Annotated in this window: 12 protein-coding genes and 9 pseudogenes; 8 read left to right on the top strand and 13 right to left on the bottom strand. The window is 68.8% G+C overall.

Going from position 1 to position 18,040, the window contains the following annotated elements; all coding sequences use genetic code 11:
• Together GJ632_RS25315 and GJ632_RS25310 are read left to right on the top strand one after the other, a co-directional pair.
• Positions 1-796: pseudogene (locus GJ632_RS25315) on the top strand (hypothetical protein); the annotation flags it as partial.
• Positions 685-1,103, top strand: a pseudogene (locus tag GJ632_RS25310) (stage II sporulation protein M). The pseudogenes GJ632_RS25315 and GJ632_RS25310, both read left to right, overlap by 112 nt.
• A gap of 133 nt (positions 1,104-1,236) precedes the next feature.
• Here the strand turns inward: GJ632_RS25310 and GJ632_RS08910 are convergent.
• Positions 1,237-2,097 carry a sulfurtransferase gene (locus tag GJ632_RS08910; RefSeq protein WP_191452723.1) on the bottom strand — a complete coding sequence of 287 codons (861 nt, stop codon included), beginning with the start codon at positions 2,095-2,097 and terminating at the stop codon, positions 1,237-1,239.
• Between the two features lie 242 nt (positions 2,098-2,339).
• Here GJ632_RS08910 and GJ632_RS08905 point away from each other — a divergent pair.
• Positions 2,340-3,123 (top strand): annotated as a pseudogene (locus GJ632_RS08905) (sulfurtransferase).
• Between the two features lie 146 nt (positions 3,124-3,269).
• Here GJ632_RS08905 and GJ632_RS08900 read toward each other — a convergent pair.
• The 5 genes and pseudogenes from GJ632_RS08900 to GJ632_RS08880 form a co-directional block, all read right to left on the bottom strand.
• Positions 3,270-3,701: a Zn-ribbon domain-containing OB-fold protein gene (locus GJ632_RS08900; RefSeq protein ID WP_191452722.1), complete on the bottom strand. Its 432-nt coding sequence runs from the start codon at positions 3,699-3,701 to the stop codon at positions 3,270-3,272.
• Positions 3,698-4,872, bottom strand: a pseudogene (locus tag GJ632_RS25870) (thiolase C-terminal domain-containing protein). Before GJ632_RS25870 ends, GJ632_RS08900 begins: the two are co-directional and overlap by 4 nt.
• Before the next feature lie 151 nt (positions 4,873-5,023).
• Positions 5,024-5,689, bottom strand: a complete 666-nt coding sequence (locus tag GJ632_RS08890; RefSeq protein ID WP_191452721.1) for a helix-turn-helix domain-containing protein — start codon at positions 5,687-5,689, stop codon at positions 5,024-5,026.
• 271 nt (positions 5,690-5,960) lie between these two features.
• A complete protein-coding gene (locus GJ632_RS08885; RefSeq protein ID WP_191452720.1) occupies positions 5,961-6,098 on the bottom strand; it encodes a hypothetical protein in 138 nt (45 codons plus the stop codon).
• Positions 6,099-6,244: 146 nt separating this feature from the next.
• Positions 6,245-7,246 (bottom strand): AI-2E family transporter, encoded by a 1,002-nt coding sequence (locus tag GJ632_RS08880; protein WP_343161098.1) that lies wholly within the window; start codon positions 7,244-7,246, stop codon positions 6,245-6,247.
• A 180-nt stretch (positions 7,247-7,426) separates the two neighbouring features.
• Between GJ632_RS08880 and GJ632_RS08875 the strand changes: the two genes are divergently transcribed.
• The 3 genes and pseudogenes from GJ632_RS08875 (at position 7,427) to GJ632_RS24705 (ending at position 11,038) form a co-directional block, all read left to right on the top strand.
• Positions 7,427-8,569, top strand: coding sequence for a thiamine ABC transporter substrate binding subunit (locus tag GJ632_RS08875; protein ID WP_191452719.1), 1,143 nt, complete (start codon positions 7,427-7,429; stop codon positions 8,567-8,569).
• A gap of 4 nt (positions 8,570-8,573) precedes the next feature.
• Positions 8,574-10,284, top strand: a pseudogene (locus tag GJ632_RS08870) (ABC transporter permease).
• Positions 10,285-10,735: 451 nt separating this feature from the next.
• Complete coding sequence (locus tag GJ632_RS24705) at positions 10,736-11,038, top strand: Rieske 2Fe-2S domain-containing protein (protein ID WP_343161097.1); 303 nt, start codon at positions 10,736-10,738, stop codon at positions 11,036-11,038.
• Between the two features lie 69 nt (positions 11,039-11,107).
• Here GJ632_RS24705 and GJ632_RS08860 read toward each other — a convergent pair whose 3' ends face one another.
• Positions 11,108-11,788 (bottom strand): class I SAM-dependent methyltransferase, encoded by a 681-nt coding sequence (locus GJ632_RS08860; protein ID WP_089803818.1) that lies wholly within the window; start codon positions 11,786-11,788, stop codon positions 11,108-11,110.
• A gap of 128 nt (positions 11,789-11,916) precedes the next feature.
• Here GJ632_RS08860 and GJ632_RS08855 point away from each other — a divergent pair.
• A pseudogene (locus GJ632_RS08855) lies at positions 11,917-12,371 on the top strand (DUF2391 family protein).
• A 199-nt stretch (positions 12,372-12,570) separates the two neighbouring features.
• A complete protein-coding gene (locus GJ632_RS08850) occupies positions 12,571-13,149 on the top strand; it encodes a hypothetical protein (RefSeq protein WP_191452717.1) in 579 nt (192 codons plus the stop codon).
• Between the two features lie 33 nt (positions 13,150-13,182).
• Here the strand turns inward: GJ632_RS08850 and GJ632_RS08845 are convergent.
• The 6 genes and pseudogenes from GJ632_RS08845 to GJ632_RS25855 all read right to left on the bottom strand — a co-directional run.
• Positions 13,183-13,991: pseudogene (locus GJ632_RS08845) on the bottom strand (hypothetical protein).
• A 119-nt stretch (positions 13,992-14,110) separates the two neighbouring features.
• Complete coding sequence (locus GJ632_RS25865; protein WP_006055598.1) at positions 14,111-14,200, bottom strand: hypothetical protein; 90 nt, start codon at positions 14,198-14,200, stop codon at positions 14,111-14,113.
• Between the two features lie 207 nt (positions 14,201-14,407).
• Positions 14,408-15,874 (bottom strand): annotated as a pseudogene (locus tag GJ632_RS25860) (MATE family efflux transporter).
• 341 nt (positions 15,875-16,215) lie between these two features.
• Complete coding sequence (locus tag GJ632_RS08830; RefSeq protein WP_191452716.1) at positions 16,216-17,373, bottom strand: Zn-ribbon containing protein; 1,158 nt, start codon at positions 17,371-17,373, stop codon at positions 16,216-16,218.
• A 124-nt stretch (positions 17,374-17,497) separates the two neighbouring features.
• A complete protein-coding gene (locus tag GJ632_RS08825; RefSeq protein WP_191452724.1) occupies positions 17,498-17,818 on the bottom strand; it encodes a DUF2073 domain-containing protein in 321 nt (106 codons plus the stop codon).
• Positions 17,819-17,883: 65 nt separating this feature from the next.
• Positions 17,884-18,040: pseudogene (locus tag GJ632_RS25855) on the bottom strand (GTP-binding protein); the annotation flags it as partial.

The raw sequence follows: 18,040 nt of genomic DNA, 5'->3' as shown, positions 1-18,040 counted from the left end.
CGACGACGACGGCGTCCGCGCCGCACTCGTCGGCGCGCGAAGCGACTGGCTCACCCTCCTCGGCGTCCGTCTCCTCCTCCTCGTCGCACTGGCCGCCGTCACGGTGCCCGTCGGCCTCCTCGGACTCGGCCTCGCGACCGTCTCCGCCGCGGCGGGAGTGGTCGCCCTGTTGCTCGGCGGTCTGCTGGCCATCCTCTTCGTGCTGGTCGTCGTCGCCCTGTTCGCGTTCGCCGAACAGGCCGTCGTCGTGGACGGAGTGGGCGTCGTCGCCGCCGTCCGCCGGAGCGCGGGGTTCCCGTTCCGCCGCCCCGAGGCGTTCGTCGGTTACGTCGCCGTCGCGTTCGGTGCCCTCCTCGTCACGGTGACCGTCGCCGGCATCGCCTCGCTGGCCGGGGCGACGCGCGTGACCGCACTCGTCGGGACGGTGCTGGTCCGCCCGGTACTGGACGGCTTCAAGACGGCGCTGTACGCCGAACGCGACCTGTCGAGCGCGGCGACGCCCGCGCTCCTCGACCGGGGTCGTGCGGCGTTCGGCGGCGGCCTGCGTTCGCTGGGCGCGTTCGTCCGCGACCACCCGCTGGCGAACCTCGGTTCGGCCGTCGTCTTCGGCGGCGGCGTCGCCGGCGGGTGGGCCGCCACCGCGCGGTACGACACGTCGCTGCCCATCCGGGAGGCGTCGGCGAGGTGTTCGGCGCGTTCCCGGTGGGGACGTTCGTCAATCTCGCCGCGAACAACTGGCTCGTCGCCGCCGACACCGCCTACAGCGGTATCGCCGTCGGCGTGCCCGCGGTGGTGAACCTCGGCTTCAACGGCGTGCTCGTCGGCGCTCTCGGCGGCGTGTTCGACCCCGTCGCGTTCGCCGCCCTGGTCGCCCCGCACGGCGTCGTCGAGTGCCGGCCCTCGTCTTCGGCGGCGGACTGGGCCTCTGGCTGGGCGGCGTCGGCTACCGCGCGGCGCGCAGGCGGACCACCGCCGACGGCGTCGCGGCGGCGGTGCGCCGCGCCTACCGCGTCCTCCTCGGACTGGTTCCGCTGTTCGTCGTCGCCGCGTTCGTGGAGGCGTTCCTCACGCCCGCCGTCGCGTCGTTCGTCCTCGGCGGTTAGGCCGCATCGGCGGCTAGGCCGCCTCGACGGACGCCGCGCTCTCACGAAATCGCGACGTCCGGTCGGCGGTGCGCAAAAAGTGGTCGGAGCCGCGGCGTCGAACCGCCCGAGGCGGGTTCGGTCGCGCGCCGAGTCAGTTGCCCTTCTCGATGGGCGCGCCGACGAGGTTGCCCCACTCGGTCCACGAGCCGTCGTAGTTGACGACTTCGTCGTAGCCGAGCAGTTCGTGGAGCGCGAACCACGCGATGGAGGAGCGCTCGCCGATGCGGCAGTAGGCGACGGTCGTCTCGTCGCCGTCGATGCCCTCGTCGCCGTACAGTGCTTCGAGTTCCTCGGCGGACTTGAACGTCCCGTCGTCGTTGACCGTCGCCGCCCACGAGATGTTCGAGGCGCCGGGGATGTGGCCGCCGCGCTGGGCCGTCTCCTGCAGTCCCGGGGGCGCGAGAATCTCGCCGGAGAACTCCTCGGGCGAGCGAACGTCCACGAGGGGCAGGCCCTCGTCGACGGCGTGTTGCACGTCGTCGCGGTACGCGCGGATGGACTCGAACGGCCCCTTCGCCGCGTACTCGACGGCGTCGAAGTCGGGGATCTCCTCGGTCAGCGGGTAGTCGTTCTCCAGCCAGTAGTCGCGGCCGCCGTTCAGGAGGCGGACGTCGTCGTGGCCGTAGTACTTGAACTGCCAGTAGGTGTAGGCGGCGAACCAGTTGGAGTTGTCGCCGTAGAGGACGACGGTGGAGTCCTCGGAGATGCCGTGACTGCCCAGCAGGTCCGCGAAGTCCTCCTTGGTGAGGATGTCGCGGGTGGTCTGGTCCTGCAGTTGCGTCTCCCAGTTGAAGCCGATGGCGCCGGGGGCGTGGCCCTCGTCGTACGCCTCCGTGTCCACGTCCACTTCCACGAGTCGATACGCCGGGTCGTCGGACTGGAACTCGTCGAGGTGGTCTTCCACCCAATCCGCCGAGACGAGCACGTCCTTCGCGTAACCGTCGGTTGACATTACGTACCCTTCTAGGAGCGCATCCGGCTTAATCCCCCCATCCACGGCGTGTACTGCCCATCATCGCGCCATGCGGACGATGTTGCCGCATTAATCGGGCGCGGCACGTCCGAGGACGCGGCGACGGCGGGCGAACACGGAACTGCGGGCGATTAGCGGCAAGGAATTCTGGTTTCTCGGACGCCCGGCGAACGACACCCCCACCAGCCGGGTTGAAGACGTCGGGGTGAATACGTCGTCGCATGTACGAGAACGTCGTCGTGTCGCCCGATTGGGTCGAGTCACGACGCGACGAGATTCGCCTCGTGGACGTCCGAGACGCGTGGGAGTTCGACGGCATCGGCCACCTCCCCGGCGCCGTCAACGTCCCGTTCGACGAGTTCCGGTCGTCCGAGGGCGACGAGGGGATGCTCCCCGGCGCGGACGCGTGGGAGTCGCTGCTGTCCGGGGCGGGCGTCGGTCCGGACGACCACCTCGTCGCCTACGACGACACCCACGGCGTGTTCGCCGCGCGCTTTCTCGTCACCGCGGAACTGTACGGCCACCCGCCGGACCGCCTGCACCTCCTGGACGGCGACTACAGCGCGTGGAACCGTGACCGGGAGACGACCACCGACGCCCCCGCGGTGACGGCGACGGCGTACGAGGTGCGCGACCCCGAGCGGTCGCCGCTGGTGGACTACGAGTTCGTCCGCGACAGTCTGGACGACCCCGACTGCGTGGTCGTGGACACCCGCGAGGACTGGGAGTTCGAGGAGGGCCACCTCCCCGGCGCGGTCAACCTCGACTGGCGGGAACTCGTGGACGACGAGACGCGCGGGCTGAAGTCCGCCGACGAACTCGAAGCCGCCCTCGCGGACGCGGGAATCGCCCCCGACAGACGCGTCGTCCTCTACTGCAACACCGCCCGGCGCATCAGTCACACCTACGTCGTGTTGCGCTCGCTCGGCTACGAGGACGTGGCGTTCTACGAGGGGGAGCCTCACCGAGTGGGAGGACCGCGGCGGACCGGTCGAGACGGCCTGAGACGGCCGGCGTCCGCTGGAATCCGTCGGAGCGTCCGGCTCGTGTCGGACACGCGACGGCCTATCGCGCCCGCTCGGAACCGAAGCGGGTCGTCGACCGACCTGTTCGACCACCGGCGGACCGGCGTGGAGCCGGGGCCCCGACTCTCACCGAAGCTCGAAGACGTGGATCGGCCAGTCCTCCTCGTAGTCCAGCGCGGCCTCCTGCTCCGCGCTCGTCGGTTCGCGCACCGTGAGTTCGACCGGGTCGCCGATGGCGACGTCGGCGTAGTCGGCGGCCACGCGCCCGAGGAGGCGGCCGCCGTCCGCGAGTTCAACGACGGCGACCGTGTAGGGCGCGTCCGCCGCGAACGCCGGCGGCGGCGTGTGGACCTCCGTGTACGAGAAGACCCGCCCCTCGGGCGACTGCGGTTCGACGTCGACGGCGCGACTGCCGCAGGCGTAACAGGCAGGCCGCGGCGGCAACAGGACCTGTCCGCAGTCCGCGCAGACTCCGCCCAGGAGTTCGCCGTCCGCGAGAGCGTCGAAGAAACCCGGCAGCGTCCGCGGGTCGGTCGCGTCGAGGTCGGCGTCGGTCATCGTGCCTCCGCCTCCGTCGTCGTGAGCACGTGGCCGACGGTGACGGCGTCCGCGACGCCCCCCTCGTTGAGCAGGAGGGCCGTCTCGGCACCCTCGACCGCGCGGTCACCCGCGGCCCCCGTGAGCTGTTCGTAGGCTTCGAGCGCCTGCAGGAGGCCGGTCGCGCCGATGGGGTGGCCCCGGGCCTTCAGGCCGCCGCTCGGACTCAACTGCACGTCCGTCCAGCCGTCCGCTCGCTCGGCTGGTTCCCGGTAGCTCTGATAGCCCGTTCCCGAGGGGGCGAAGCCGGCGGCCTCCGCGAGCAACGCCTCGCAGACGGTGAAGGCGTCGTGGACCTCCGCGATGTCGACGGCCGCGGCGTCGATGCCCGCTTCCTCGTAGGCCGTCTCGGCGACGACGCGAGCGCCCGCGATGTCGGTCATGTTCCGCTCTGCGACCGCGATGTTGTTCGCGGAGGCCCCGCTACCCGCGACGCGCACCTGCGGGCAGTCGAGGTCGGCCGCCAACTCGGCGGTCGTCACGAGGACGGCCGCGGCACCGTCACCGACCGGCGCGCAGTCGTAGAGCTTCAGCGGCGGGGCGACGGGGTCGGAGTCCAGAACCGTCGCCACGTCGATCTCCTTCGGGAACTGCGCTCGGGGGTTGCGAGCGGCGTTGGCGTGATTCTTCACCGCGATTTCGGCGAGGTCGCGCTCCGTGGCGTCCGTCTCGTGGAGGTACCGCTGGGCGAGGAGCGCGTACTGGCTGGGCGCGGTGACGCCGGAGCGCTGCTCGATGGCGCGGTCGAACGCCGCAGACAGCGCGTCCGTCGCGCCGCTGGTACCCGCGGACGCATCTTCTCGACGCCGCAGGCGAGCACGGCCTCGTGCTCGCCGTTGCGGACGTCCTTGACCGCGTTGCGCAGCGCGAGCGCACCCGCGGCGGCGCACCCCTCGACTCGTTCGGCGGGGACGTGACGGAGGCCGGCCCACTCGGCCAGGAGCGTCCCGTGCATTATCTGGTGTTCGTAGCTCTCCGACTGGTTGCCGACGTACATCGCCTCCACGACGTCGGCGGGGTCGGGCAGTTCGTCGAACGCCTCCGCGAGGGCGACCGAGAACAGGTCGCGACCCGGGAGGTCCGTGCGGCCGATCGGCGAGGCGCCGACCGACGCGATGACTGGCTCTGGCATTCGTCCCTACCACGGTCACGACGAGCCCTGTTATCTGTTCGCATTTTCTCGACGGCTGAACTGTCGAGTCGTGGGAAACAGCTAAGTACTATCGTACGCGCTCCCGAAGTTCCCCGGACGTCACCGTCGCCGTCGCACGAGTCGTCGACGGTCAGTCCGGGGATTCCTCGTCGTCCAGCAGAGATGATACGATGAGTCGCTTGATTCCGCGTCGGAGGAGGCCGCTGGCCGCGGGTTGAGAGATGTCCAAATCGGCGGCGACGTCGCCGAGCGTCGCGTCCCGCGGTTCTTCGAAGTACCCCGTTTCGAGTGCGACGAGGAGTGCGTCCCGTTGGCTGTCGGTCAACCCGGCGTCCGTCGTACCCAAACTGGCGTACTCGTTCACGCGCAGTAATTCGATGTCGATGTCGTTCTCCTGCGCGTACTCCCAGAGGTGGACCAACTCCGTTCGCTCGGGTATCCACACCGTCAGTATCCAGGCGCTTCCGTCGTTCTCCATGTCGAGGATGACGCCGTTCGCCGCCGAGACTACCGGCGAGAGGACCTTCGCTTCGTCCGTGTACTCGAAGCTGTAGATTGCCTTCTCGTCTCTGGTTTCGCTGACGCGTTCGAACTCGGCGACGGTGCTGTCCTTCCGGAGTCCGTCTTCGAACTGGGAGAAGTCGGACGACTCGATGTGATAGAAGAACTTCCCCGACGTCGGGTCAGTGCCCGCTTCTGACACCGACTTGACCGTCGAGCTTCGGTCGTGATCGACCGTCTGTGAGAGCACGATGTCGGGGTGCTGAACCCGGACGACCGCTTTGATGTCGGTCATGTTCTACAGGGGAGTGGTGTGCAGCTTCGAATCTCGCGACGAGAGGTGTCGAGACGTTCGGTGACGATCGACACGACACCACTCGCTGCCGTGGTCGTAGCGGTGACCGTGTGGGGGCTTAACTGGGTCGGTCGCGATTCCCGAACACGACGAGACCGTTCACTCTCACGTCTCGTACGCGGCGGTCAGACCGGGAGAGTCGGGCGGCGAAAATACACGCTACCTCCGAGTCGACGGTGTCTGCGCGTTCGTTCGGAGCGACGTCGGCGTCTCAGACGCGATAGTCGAACAGCCTCGCCCACAGTCGGTCGAACCAACTGCCGTCGAACGACGGGCTGACCCCGGCGGGGAGGTAGAGTTCTAATTCGGTGGCGCTGCCTTGGTCGTCGGCACGGGTTCTCTGTGCCATATACCCGAATAGAAGGCCCGTAACTGCATCGTTCTGTAGCTTATTCGTATAACCCGTTTATATAGAGTTCGCGAGAGGCCGGGATGGAGGACGCCGCGAGCGGGTTTCGGTGCGTGACCACCTCCGCTCGAACGAGCCCCGTGACTTCACTCGTCGTCGACGGGGACGGCGTGGAGTTCGCCGGTGAGCAGCGACGCCGTCTCGACGAACAGGCCGACGGCGAGGGGACCGGCGACGATACCGACGGCGCCGAGGGTGAGAGCGCCGCCGAAGAAGCCGACGAAGTAGAGGCTGCCGGGGATGTGCGCCGTCTGTTGGGCGAGGCGCGGTCGGATGAGCACGTCCGGAAGCCACGCGACGACGGCACCGCCGACGAAGACGACGAGGAGTGCCGCCACCGTCTGCCCGATGGCGAGTTGGTACGCCGCCAACCCCGCGAGGAGGAGCGTCGGGCCGAGGATGGGGACGAACTGGAGGACGGCGGCGACGGTGGCGAGCGTGACGACGGCGTCGTAGCCGAGTAGGTAGAACACCGGCAGGGCGAGGACGAACGTCCCGACGGCCGTCGCGGCCTGCAGGACGTAGATGGCGAACAGCGTGTCGCGGGCGCGTTCGTTCAGGGCTCTGGCGGCCGGCTGGTACGACGACGGGACGACGGCGAGCGCCGCGCGCTGGGCGTTCTCGCCGTGGTAGAGCAGCGAGTAGACGAGGAAGACGAACAGCGTCGCCTTCACGAGAAGGACGGGCGTCGCCGCCGCCGCGGCCGTCGCCAGTCGCCGGAGGTACGCGACGGCGAACGTCGACACCTCCGCCAGCGTGAACCGGTACGTCATCCCGAACAGTTCGAAGACGACGTCCGAGGGGATGAGGTCCAAGAGCGACGCGAGCGCGTCGAAGCGGAGGTAGACGACGACGACCAGCGGCGAGAGGACGAGGAGCGCGGCCAGAAGTGCCCCCGCAGTCGCCACACCGCTCGCCACCCGGAACGACTGTCCGCGCCGGACCAGCGCCTGTCGGACCGGCCACAGCAGGTAGGCGACGGTGACGGCGAAGAAGACGGTGCCGAGGACGGAACGCAGGAGGAACGCGGCGGCGACGCCCGCGAGGACGAACAGTCCGCCGAACACGTACCGACGGTCGAGTGTCACGACCGGAGGTATCTGTGGAGGTACAAAGTCGTTCCTCCGAAACGCGGCGCGACGGAGCGACGCGGCGGTTCCGTCGACAGACTCGTCGCGTCTTCCCGTCGACGGACGCCCCTCGGCGCCGACGCCCGCAGTCGCTCGCGATGACACGCGTTAAGTATCACCGGGTGGAACTACTTGGTAATGAAACGACGCAGTTTCCTGACGACGGCGGGAGCGGGCGGCGTCGCGGCTCTCACCGGGTGTCTCGGCGACGGCGGCGCGACCACGGCGGACGAGGGCACGACGACGACGGGCGGCACGACGGCGAGTGAGACGGGGACGACGACGGGCACCGCCGGCGGGGAGACGCCGGAGTTGGTCGTCGCGACGTACGGCGCGTTCGTGGACGCGCCGAGTACGAGCCCCGGCCCGTGGTTGAAGGACGCCTTCGAGTCGGAGTTCGACGCGACGATTCGCTACGAGACGCCCGACAGCGAGGTGAACTACTACATCGAACGCGCCGCCCGCGGCGTCGACATCCCGGCGGACCTGTACGTTGGGCTGGACGTGAACATGCTCATCCGCATCGACGAGAACCTCGACGCCCCGCTCTTCGCCCCCGTCGACGGCCTCGAACGGCGCGACACGGTGAAGGAGTCGCTGGAGTTCGACCCGCAGGGACGCGCCGTCCCGTACGACACGGGCTACATCTGCCTCGTCTTCGACGAGACGTTCGGCGACGGCGACTTCGCCGCGCCGGCGACGTTCGACGGCCTGCTGGAGGACCAGTTCGCGGGCGACCTGTTGACCCAAAACCCCGTCTCGAGTGCGACGGGCAAGGCGTTCCTCCTGCACACCGTCGCGGCGAAGGGGCGCGACGGCTTCCTCGACTACTGGCAGGGGCTGAAGGAGAACGACGTGCGCGTGCTGGAGGACTGGTCCACCTCCTACACCGCCTACTCGAACGGGGAGGCGCCGATGGTCGTCTCCTACTCCACCGACCAGGTGTACGCCCACGACTCCGGCGAGGACCTGGCGAAGCACCAACTCCGCTTCCTGAACGACCAGGGCTACGCCAACCCCGAGGGGATGGCGATGTTCGAGGGCACCGACCGGCCCGAACTCGCGCGGACGTTCATGGACTTCGTCCTCAGGCCCGACGTGCAGGCGGAGATAGCCGTCCGCAACGTCCAGTACCCGGCGACGACGACGGCGGAGTTGCCCGAATCGTTCGCCAAGTACGCGCAGGAACCCCCCGAAGCAGTCACTTTCAACTACGACACGCTCCGAGACAACCTCAGTGAGTGGACCAGCGCGTGGGAACGGCAGTTCGTCGGGAACTGAACGGGTGAGCGTCGCGGCACTCGCCCGAGGGGTCGAACGGCGGGCGCTGGCGTTCGTCGCCGCCGTGACCGCAGTCGTCCTGTTCGTCCTCTTCTACTACCCCGTCGGACGGTGTTCGTCGACGCGGTTCGCGTCTCCGGCGAGTGGACGCTGACCCCCCTCGTCGAGGTACTCACGTCGCCGTTCTACCTCGGCATCTTCCGGTTCACCGCGTACCAAGCGCTGCTCTCCACCGTCGCCTCCGTCGCCCTCGGCCTCCCCGGCGCGTGGGTGCTGTCGCGCTTCGACTTCCGCGGGCGGGAGACGCTTCGCTCGCTCACCATCCTCCCGTTCGTCATGCCCTCCATCATGGTCGCCATCGGCTTCGTCGCGACGTTCGGGCAGAACGGGACGCTCAACCGTGCGCTGTCCGCCCTCGGACTCCCCGAGTTCACGATGCTCTACTCGCTGCCCGCCATCATCGTCGCCCACGCCTTCTACAACGCACCCCTCGTCACGCGCGTGGCGACGGCGGCGTGGGAGAGCGTGGACGCCTCCGCCGTGGAGACGGCCCGGACGCTCGGCGCGTCGCCGCGTCGCGCCTTCCTCGACGTGGTCCTCCCGCAACTGCTCCCCGCCGTCGCCGTCGGCGCGACGCTCACGTTCATCTTCACCTTCGCCTCCTTCCCCATCGTCCTCGCCCTCGGCGGCTTCCAACTCGCCACCGTCGAGGTGTTCATCTACTCGCGCGTCCAGAACCTCGCCTTCGCGGAGGCGGCGTCGCTGGCGGCCGTCGAGACGGCCATCTCGCTGGCGCTGACGTACGCCTACCTCCGCTACGAGGGGAGTCGCGCGTCGGGCAGTCGCGGCGCGCGCCCGCAGCGTCGTCGGTCGGTGTGGCCGTCCGCGCCGTCGTTCCCCGAACTCGGCACCACGCTGGCCGTCCTCGCGTACGGCGTCGTCGCCGTCGTGGTGTTCGTCGCCCCCATCGCGTCGATGCTCCTCGCCAGCGTCACCGGACCGCAGGGCGGGTTCACGCTCGACCACTACCTGTTCCTCGTCGAACGCCAGCAGACGGGGACGACCTATCAGGTTCGGCCGCTCTCGGCGGTCAGAAACTCGCTCGTCTTCGGCCTCGGAACGCTCGCTCTCGCCCTCCCGATGGGTGTCGTCACCAGCGTGTTGACGACGCGGGAGTCCGCGGGCGGAAGGTAATCGACGCCCTCTCGATGGCGCCGCTGACGGTGTCGGGCATCGTCGTCGGCCTCGGCCTCCTCCGGGGACTGGTGTTCGGCGTCGACGTGTTCGGCACCCGCGTGCAGGTGACGGGCGCGTTGGCCATCGTCGCCGCCCACGCCGTCGGCGCGTACCCGTTCGTGACGCGCAACGTCGCCCCTCTCCTCGGCGGCCTCGACCCCCGCCTCGTGGAGGCGTCGCGGACGCTGGGGGCGAGTCGCGTCCGCGCCCTCCTCGACGTGGAACTCCCTCTGGTCGCCGCGGGCGTCGTCGCCGGCGCGGCGTTCGCGTTCGCCATCAGCATCGGCGAGTTCGACTCGACGGTCATCCTCGCGGAGGGGTCGGCCAGTTACACGATGCCCGTCGCCGTCGAGCGCTATCTGGGACGGCGACTCGGCCCCGCCACGGCGATGGGCTGTGTCCTCCTCGTCGTCACCAGCCTCAGCTTCGTCGTCATCGAACGCTTCGGCGGTCGGACCGGCGAACGCGGCGGACTGTGACCGCCTGACTCGGCCGTTTCGGCCGTCTTCGCGACTGATATCGACCGCTTCCACTGCAGTTTCGACCGTCTCCGTCGAGTCCATCCCAATCGAACGCATGGACGCGAATCCGGCCACCGAGATGGCGCGAATCCGGCCACTGAGGCGGCGCGAACACGCCGGTCGGACGGAGCGGACGCGACTATCCGGACGCTGACCAGTCACAGTCTCCACTCGAAACGAAGGGGTCAAGCCGAGCGAGAGTTCGGACGCGCGACCAGCAGGAGTTTCCCCGACGCCTCGCTACCACGGCTATCTCGTTCACAGCGGGGCGTACCCATGCCCTACGACACCTCACCGACCGACACCTCACCGGCCGAGATCGACCCGACCGCCGACCGAGACGCTACTGGTTTCGGACCGCCTCGGGCCGTCGTCGGCGGCGAACGAGTTCGTCGAGGAGAACGCCGAGGTGGCGAATTCGTTCGCCGGCGACCGGGTGACGAAGCCCCGGTCCGAGGAGGTGCAGGCCCTCGCTCCGAGGGGGGCGACGGTGCTCCGAGACGGCAGCGACGTGCGCGGCGTCCACCGCGACGACGAGGCGGGCCTGCACGCCGTCTCCGCCGTCTGCCCACACATGGGCTGTCTGGTCGAGTGGAACGACGGCGACCGGACGCGGGACTGTCCGTGTCACGGGTCGCGCTTCGACTGCGACGGGTCGGTGATAGACGGGCCGGCGATAGACGACCTGCCGACGGCGTCCGACGGCGACTGAGTCGCGAGGGTCAGGCGTAGCGCCGACGGTTCGTTAGGGCGCGACGTCGCCGGCGACTGAGTCGGAGAGTCAGGGCGCGACGCCGACGGTCAGAAGCGTCCCGAGCGTCCGGTAGCGTTCGACCATCGCCTCGCGCGTCTCCCAGTTCTCGGTGGGGAACGCCTCCGCGGGCGGAATCTCTATCTCCAAGTCCGGCACGTTGTCCTGTTCGGCGACGTAGAGGCCGGCATCGCGGAAGGCCTCGCGGTACTCCTCCCGGGACCACCGCGTCATCTCTATCGCGATGTTCTCCTGCCACGCGTGGGACGCCTCGTTCTCCTCGTAGTAGTTGACCGCGCAGAAGAACGTCCCGCCGGGGCGGAGGACCCGCGCGATTTCGGCGAGTGCGTGGTCGGGGTCGGCGGCGTAGTAGAACGCCTCCATCGAGAACACGTGGTCGAGACTGTCGTCGGCGAACGGCAGTTCGTCGAAGTCGCCGACGAGGAAGTCGACGCTCTCGTCGTCGGTGTACGACCGGGCGTTACGCGCCATCTCCGGGGCGCCGTCCAGTCCGTACACGCGCCCCGCGTCCTTCGTCTCGCGGAGGGCGCGGCCGGCGTATCCGCTGCCGCATCCGAGGTCCAACACCACGTCGCCCGACTCGACGGGCATCCGCGCGAGGACGTGCTTGGCCGTGTGCCAGTGTCGCTCCTCCATCCCCTTGTCGCGGCCGTCGGTGGCCCACGCGTCGAACTCGTCTCTGACGCTCATACGGTCGGGTCGTCGCCGGACGACTAAACGTGACTGGATTCGGGACGCCGACCGGCCCGTCGCGTGCGGCGGGTCGGTGCAGAGAGTGCGCCGGACGGTTTATGCCGAGGCGTCGCAAGCATCGGGGCATGGTCGGAAGACGCCGCCGGTCGCACTCGCGGACACGGCCCAACAGGTCGTCGGGGGGTTCCTACTCGCGGGACCGTTCGTCGTCACCGAGGAGGTGTGGAACCTCGCGGCCAGCATGTCGGTCGTGCAGGGAGTGCTCACCGCCGTCATCGTCCTCACCGTCGGGTACGGGGCGCTCTACAAGGCGGACGACAGGGACCCCGACCGGGAACGAGAACTCCTCGGCGTCCCCGCCCGGTTCGTCTCGCTCATCCTCGTCGCCTACCTCTCGGTGCTCATCCTCGCACTCGCGTTCGACGCGCCGGGGACGTTCCTCTCGGAGATGGCCGGCGACGCGGACACGTTCTTCGGGTTGAGCCTCCAACTCGACGTGCTGAGGGTCACGCTGAAGGCGGCGAGCATCGGTGCGGTGTTCAGCGTCATCGGCGCCGCGACGGCCGACAGCGTGTTCTGACTTCGTACTGCGAGAGCGCCGAGGCGGCAACAAGCGAGGTGCGGACGGCAACAACCGAAGTGCGGACGGCAACAACCGAAGTGCGGACGGGAACGGCGACGGAGATGGCGACGCCGGAGGGGGGTTCGCGGTCCGCGAATCGCCGGATGCGACAGAGACTCACCCGCAGTCTTAAGGTTCCCCGGTCGGAGAATCTGGTATGGATTACACCCTCGCCATCGAGAACACGCCGGACACGATTCCCGGCGGCACAGGCATTCTCCTCCTGCATCCGAGCATCGGCGAGACGGACCGAATCGACACCGACTTTCTGAAGACCGACACCGACTACTTCCTCGTCGTCTCCACCCGGACGACGGCCCGCGAGGTAGAGCAGAAACTGGAACACTACGACGTGGACGAGTCCCGCGCCGTCATCCTCGACACGCTCTCGGTCGAACGTGGCTACTCCCGCCGCGGGTCCGACAACGTCCACTACGTCTCCGCGCCGGACGACCTAGACGGCATCGTCGAACAGACGCGCAACTTCCTCGAATCGCACGACGGCAAACTCCGGGTCAGCGTGGATTCGGTGACCGAGATGGCTTACTACGCCGACGTGGACGGCGCCTACGAGGCGACGAAGCGACTGCTCGACCTGTTGGACGAACACGACGCCGTCGGCCTGTTCCACCTCTCGAACGAGGTTCACGACGAGGCGACGCTCGAACGCTTCCGCGAACTGTTCGAGGGCGTCGTCGAACTCGACGTGGACGGCATCGTGACGAGCGACTTCTGAGGCGGGCAGAATCCGCGGGGCTGACCGGCAGTCTCAGGCTTCGTCCGCGTCCGTGTCGGTGTCTGTCTCGAGTCGCTCGAACGTCTTCCTCGCCCAGCGGACGCCGTAACTCGGGCCGTACTCGACGTACGCCTCCGTGTCGAGGGCCGCGAACGGTGCGGGCAGGTCGAGTCCGTGTTTGACGGCCGAGCAGGCGTACTCCGTCGCCTCCGCGAACGAGGTGTTCCCGCGGGCGACGCGCGCGGTAGGGTGTCGAGTCGCCCCTCCAGTCGCTGGCCGGCGTCGCGCCACGCGTCGTACAGTCGCGGGTGGTCCGACTCCCACGACTCGAACATCGGCCGCGTCTGGAGTCCGACCCACGCCTCGTACAGGGCCGCCGCTATCTGGTAGACGTCGTTCGGCGGGAGGGGAACCGCGGCGTCGAGTTCGCGGTACTGCTCGCCGAAGAACGGGAGGAACTGTTCCGGCACGCCGGCGCCGAGTTGGACGAACGCCTCGGCGAACAGGAAGTCCAGAAAGTCCGTCGGCGTCCCCTCCGCGCGTTTCTTCGCGACGACGCACGGCGGGACGGTCTGTCGCGTCCAGACGACGGTGCCGTCGCCCGGCATCCCGATGGTGAAGTCGCCGCCCGCATAGCGGACGAGGAGTGCGGGCGCGTCGTCCGGGAGCCAGTCGGCCGGATACGTCGCCGGGTCGAGCGAATCGACGAGGAGACCCAGGTCCTCCGCCGCGGCGGGCGGGATGGTCTCGAAGTCCGCCGCCGCCGAGAGGACGAGGGCGTCCGGGGCGTGTTCGTCGCGGACGGCGGCGACGTCGTCTGGGAGGTCACGGGATTCGAACATGGACGCGGTTCGAACCGCGCCGCCTTCAGCGGTGCGTTCGCGTTCGCTGGTCAATTCGTGGCCGCCGACCAGTTCGTGTCCGCCGACCGGTTCGTGTCCGCCGACCGGTTCGCGTCCGCCTACCCGAACGCGAGGACGGCGAGGAGTGCGATAGCGAGAAACGCGGCGACACCGACGGTTCCGATGACGATCTTCGTCGCTTGGCTCATACTGTCACGCAGAGAGTGCTGGCGCTTAAAGGCTTCAATATCGGCCACCGTCGTCCCGACCGGAGAGGACATCACTCGCATTCGAGTTCACTTCGGGTTCGAGTGGAAACGGAGGGGTTCGCGGGGCACAGACGGCCCGAACGGGGAGAGTCGACGCCGGAACCGGCGGTCGGTTGGCCGCGTCGGTCCGGTCCGTCGGGGCGTCGCTCAGTCGGCCGCAGAGCCGACGTTCGACTCCCGGGCGACGCGAAGCCACTCGCCGCTGTAGTACCGCGCCCCGTTGACGACGGCGCGGGCGACATGTCGGCGAGGATGGCCGCGTAGACGGCCGGGAGCGCCCACCCGAGTCCGGGGGCGACGGTGACGCCGAACGCCGAGACGGCGAACCCGACGGGGAGTGCGGCGAAGGCGACGGGGAGACGGACGACGTACGTCCCGAGCAGACCGCCGTAGAACGGCCAGCGGGTGTCGCCCGCGCCGCGGAGGGCACCGCGCATCGTTCGCGAGACGCTGAACCCGGCCACGCCGAGGCCGAACACGCGGATGAACGTCGTCGTGAGAGCGACGTTACCCGCGCCGAACACCTGCGCCAGTGGCTCGGCGGCGAGGAAGATGACCGCCGCGATGAGCAGTTGCGTCACGAGGGCGATGCGGAGCGTCTGCCAGCCGTACTCCGTCGCCTCGGCGTCGTCACCGCCGCCGACCGCCTGTCCGACGAGCGTCGAGGCGGCCGTGGAGTAGCCCCACGCCGGCATGAGCGCCAGCAGCATCACGCGCCGACCGATGGCGTACGCGGCGACGACGTCGGTGCCGAGGACGCCGAGGACGAACAGGAACGGGAACCGACCGAACGTCCGGGAGAGGCGCGTCCCGGCGAGGGGGAGGCCGACGCGGACGATTTCGGCCACGACGCCCCAGTCCCACTGCTTGCCGCCGAGGCGGAGTCGCACGTCCCACCGCCCGGAGGCGAGCAGTCCGAAGAAGATGACCGCCGCGAGCGTGTTGGCGGCGACGGTGCCCCACGCCGCGCCTTCGACACCGAGTGCCGGCGCGCCGAACAGGCCGAAGATGAGGACGGCGTTCAGCGCGACGTTCGTCGGGAGCGTCAGCAGGCGGACGTACATCGGCGTCCGGGTGTCGCCGACGCGCGAGAGCGCGGGCGGCGATCATGCTCCAGAAGCGGAACGTCACCGACAACATCACGATTCGGAGGTACGCGCTCCCGAGTTCGATGGCCGCCGGGTCGTTCGTCAGGAGGTCGATGAGCGGCGTCGCGTACACCCATCCGGCGGCGGTGATGGGAACGGAGAGGAGAATCGAGAGCCACAGCGACTGCTTCACCGCGAAGTCCGCGGCGTCGTAGTTGCCCGCGCCGACGACCCGCGAGACGACGCTGATGGTACCGCTGGTCAGCGCGAGGGCGAGTCCGAACGGGATGAAGTAGTACTGAAAGCCGAGTTCGAGTCCCGCCACCGCCGCCTCGCCGAGTGCGAGGCTCACCATCAGGAAGTCGGCGATGCGGAGCAGCGTCCGCATCCCGCCGGTGACCATCACCGGAACCGCGAGGTCGAACGCCCGCGACCCCTTCTCGCGGTCCACCAGGCCGAGGCGGGCCAACAGCGCGGGGAACCACATCAGGGCGTCGTGGGCGCGGCGCTGGAGGGACGATGCCATCGTCGAAAGGTGGGACTTCGGCCGCCTATTGGTTCAGCAACCGGCGGATAGCACCGGTACCGGGGGGATTGGAGACGGGTGCGGGAAGTCGAGTCGGCCGAGCGACCCGGTTCGAGTGGAAACGAAGGGGTCACGCGGCGGAAAGCAGGGAGCCGAAACGAGCGGGTGGAGCCGAAACGAGCGGGCGGAGCCGAAACGAGCGGGCGGAGTCGAAACGAGCGGGCGGAGTCGAAACGAGCGGGAAAGAGTGCGGGAGCGAAGCCGAGGGGAAGAAGGACGGGGGAAGTCGGTGGAACGGGAGTGGATGGGGGAATCGACCGCGTGACCGCGACTGCGACGACTCAGGGGTCGTCGTGGCTGTCCCAGGTGTCCGGCACTTCGATGACGTACCGGCCGTCTTCGCGGAGCGAGATGATGTACTCGGGTCGGTCGTACAGTTCCATCAGGTTGAGTTCGTACTCGCCCGGCGCGACGATTTTGATGCTCTCGAACTGGTCGTTCAGTTCCTCGCGGAGTTCGTCGAGGTCCGGGCGGTCGTCGCTCTGCGGTTCGATGACCCGCCCGTCCGCGTCCGAGGGTCTGTCGTCGGCGTTCTCCGACGCCGCGCGAATCTCGTCCGGCGACACCACGTCCGACCGTGCGCTCGCCTGCGCGTCGTCCTCCACCTCGTCGCCGAACACCGACGGTTCGTCCGTAGACGTATCGGTGGGGGTGTCGGACGGCGTCGGCGGTGTGTCGGATGGCGTCGTGGACGGTTCAGACGGTGCCGACGATTCGGACGGCGTCGGTGCCGTATCGGGCGACGCCGTCGAGGTGTCGGAAGTCGATGCCGAGTCGGGCGACGACTCGGACGAGTCCGGAGACGGCGACGACTCGGACGCGTTCGGAGACGGCGACGACTCGGACGCGTTCGGAGACGGCGACGACTCGGGCTCCGGCCGTCGTTCCGGCGGGCGTCGCTGCGCGTCGCCGGTCCGCCGCCGGTTCTCACGGAGCGTCGTCTCGTCGTCCGCGCCTTCGACTTCGCTCGCGAAGCCGCGCGAGTTCGCCCACTCACGGAGCGACTGCCCGCGGCGGCGAGCGTCGTCGAGGTCGTTCGAGCTGTCCGTCTGTCGGTTCTGGGTGTCGCGTCCGGGTGCGTCGGGTCGCCCGCCGTCGTCGTCGCCGGAGTCCGACCGTCGGCTCCCGGAACGCGGGTCGACGGCGTCGGCCGCCCGCGAGGCGGCGCGCCTCCACGTCGTCGAACCCGCGTCGTCGTTGGCGGATTCTCGGTCAGTGGTGGCGGTGTCGGTGTCCGCATCGGCGTCGGCGGCGCGCCCCGACGACGGCGTCGCGTCGGACGACGCCGGTCGGCTGTCGGTGGTGGACGCGGCGGCGTCGCTCCCGGAGCCCGAGGGGCTGAACTGGAACTTGTTCCCGCCGCAGTTGGGGCACCCCGACAGCATCTCTTTCGAGCCGTCGGCGAACACCCTCCCGCAGTTCGTACATTGGTGGGGCATGTGTGTCCGTTCTCGTCGTGTGTTTTGTCGCGGCCGCCGAGCGTCCGAATCCGTCGGTCGAGACGCGCCGCCGGCGTGGGTTGGGTTGGTGGTCGAGCGTGGGTCGGCGAAGACGCGGCGTCGGCTACTTCCGCGAGACGAGCGCGCTGATGAGGTTCTCGTCCTTGTGGAGCGTCTGAATCTGGTTGGCCGGGCCGATGACGGTGAGCTTCTTGGTGTCCTCTTTGCCCATCAGTCGGCCGAGGAAGCCCTGCCCGCCCTTCGACTGCGGATAGGTCTCGATTTCGATTCCGTTGAACTCGTCGGGGCTTATCTCCGTCATCGTCACTTCGATGAGTTTCGACTCCTCGTCCGGCGAGAGTCCCTCTTCGAGGATGACGATGTTCCCGTCGCGGACGCCGTCGAGGATGAGACGGATCTTCTCCATGCTGGCCAGCCCTTCCATGCGGGCGGCACTGATGAGGTCAATCTGCACCCCGTCGTCGCCGGATGTGACTTCAGGCACGGTACTCACCCAAAGTACTCCGCTATCTTGTCGTACACTTCGTCCATGTTGTTTCCTTCGAGTGCCGAGAGCGGCACCGTTTCGTGCTGGGGAACGCGTCGAGATGCGCTGGACGTTCGACTCCTCCAGGTCGGTCTGTTCGCGAAGATGAGTACGGGCGAG

Source organism: Halogeometricum sp. CBA1124 (assembly GCF_009741955.1).
Classification (GTDB): domain Archaea; phylum Halobacteriota; class Halobacteria; order Halobacteriales; family Haloferacaceae; genus Halogeometricum; species Halogeometricum rufum.
Note: the sequence above shows the minus strand (reverse complement) of the source record. Positions and strands in the feature narration are given on the sequence as shown.

Excerpts from the sequence above, each read along its gene's own strand:
- GJ632_RS08910 (WP_191452723.1), bottom strand. The coding sequence starts at position 2,097 with ATGTCAACCGACGGTTACGCGAAGGACGTGCTCGTCTCGGCGGATTGG.
- GJ632_RS08900 (WP_191452722.1), bottom strand. The coding sequence starts at position 3,701 with ATGACCGACGCCGACCTCGACGCGACCGACCCGCGGACGCTGCCGGGT.
- GJ632_RS08890 (WP_191452721.1), bottom strand. The coding sequence starts at position 5,689 with ATGACCGACATCAAAGCGGTCGTCCGGGTTCAGCACCCCGACATCGTG.
- GJ632_RS08885 (WP_191452720.1), bottom strand. The coding sequence starts at position 6,098 with ATGGCACAGAGAACCCGTGCCGACGACCAAGGCAGCGCCACCGAATTA.
- GJ632_RS08875 (WP_191452719.1), top strand. The coding sequence starts at position 7,427 with ATGAAACGACGCAGTTTCCTGACGACGGCGGGAGCGGGCGGCGTCGCG.
- GJ632_RS08860 (WP_089803818.1), bottom strand. The coding sequence starts at position 11,788 with ATGAGCGTCAGAGACGAGTTCGACGCGTGGGCCACCGACGGCCGCGAC.
- GJ632_RS08850 (WP_191452717.1), top strand. The coding sequence starts at position 12,571 with ATGGATTACACCCTCGCCATCGAGAACACGCCGGACACGATTCCCGGC.
- GJ632_RS25865 (WP_006055598.1), bottom strand. The coding sequence starts at position 14,200 with ATGAGCCAAGCGACGAAGATCGTCATCGGAACCGTCGGTGTCGCCGCG.
- GJ632_RS08830 (WP_191452716.1), bottom strand. The coding sequence starts at position 17,373 with ATGCCCCACCAATGTACGAACTGCGGGAGGGTGTTCGCCGACGGCTCG.
- GJ632_RS08825 (WP_191452724.1), bottom strand. The coding sequence starts at position 17,818 with ATGGAAGGGCTGGCCAGCATGGAGAAGATCCGTCTCATCCTCGACGGC.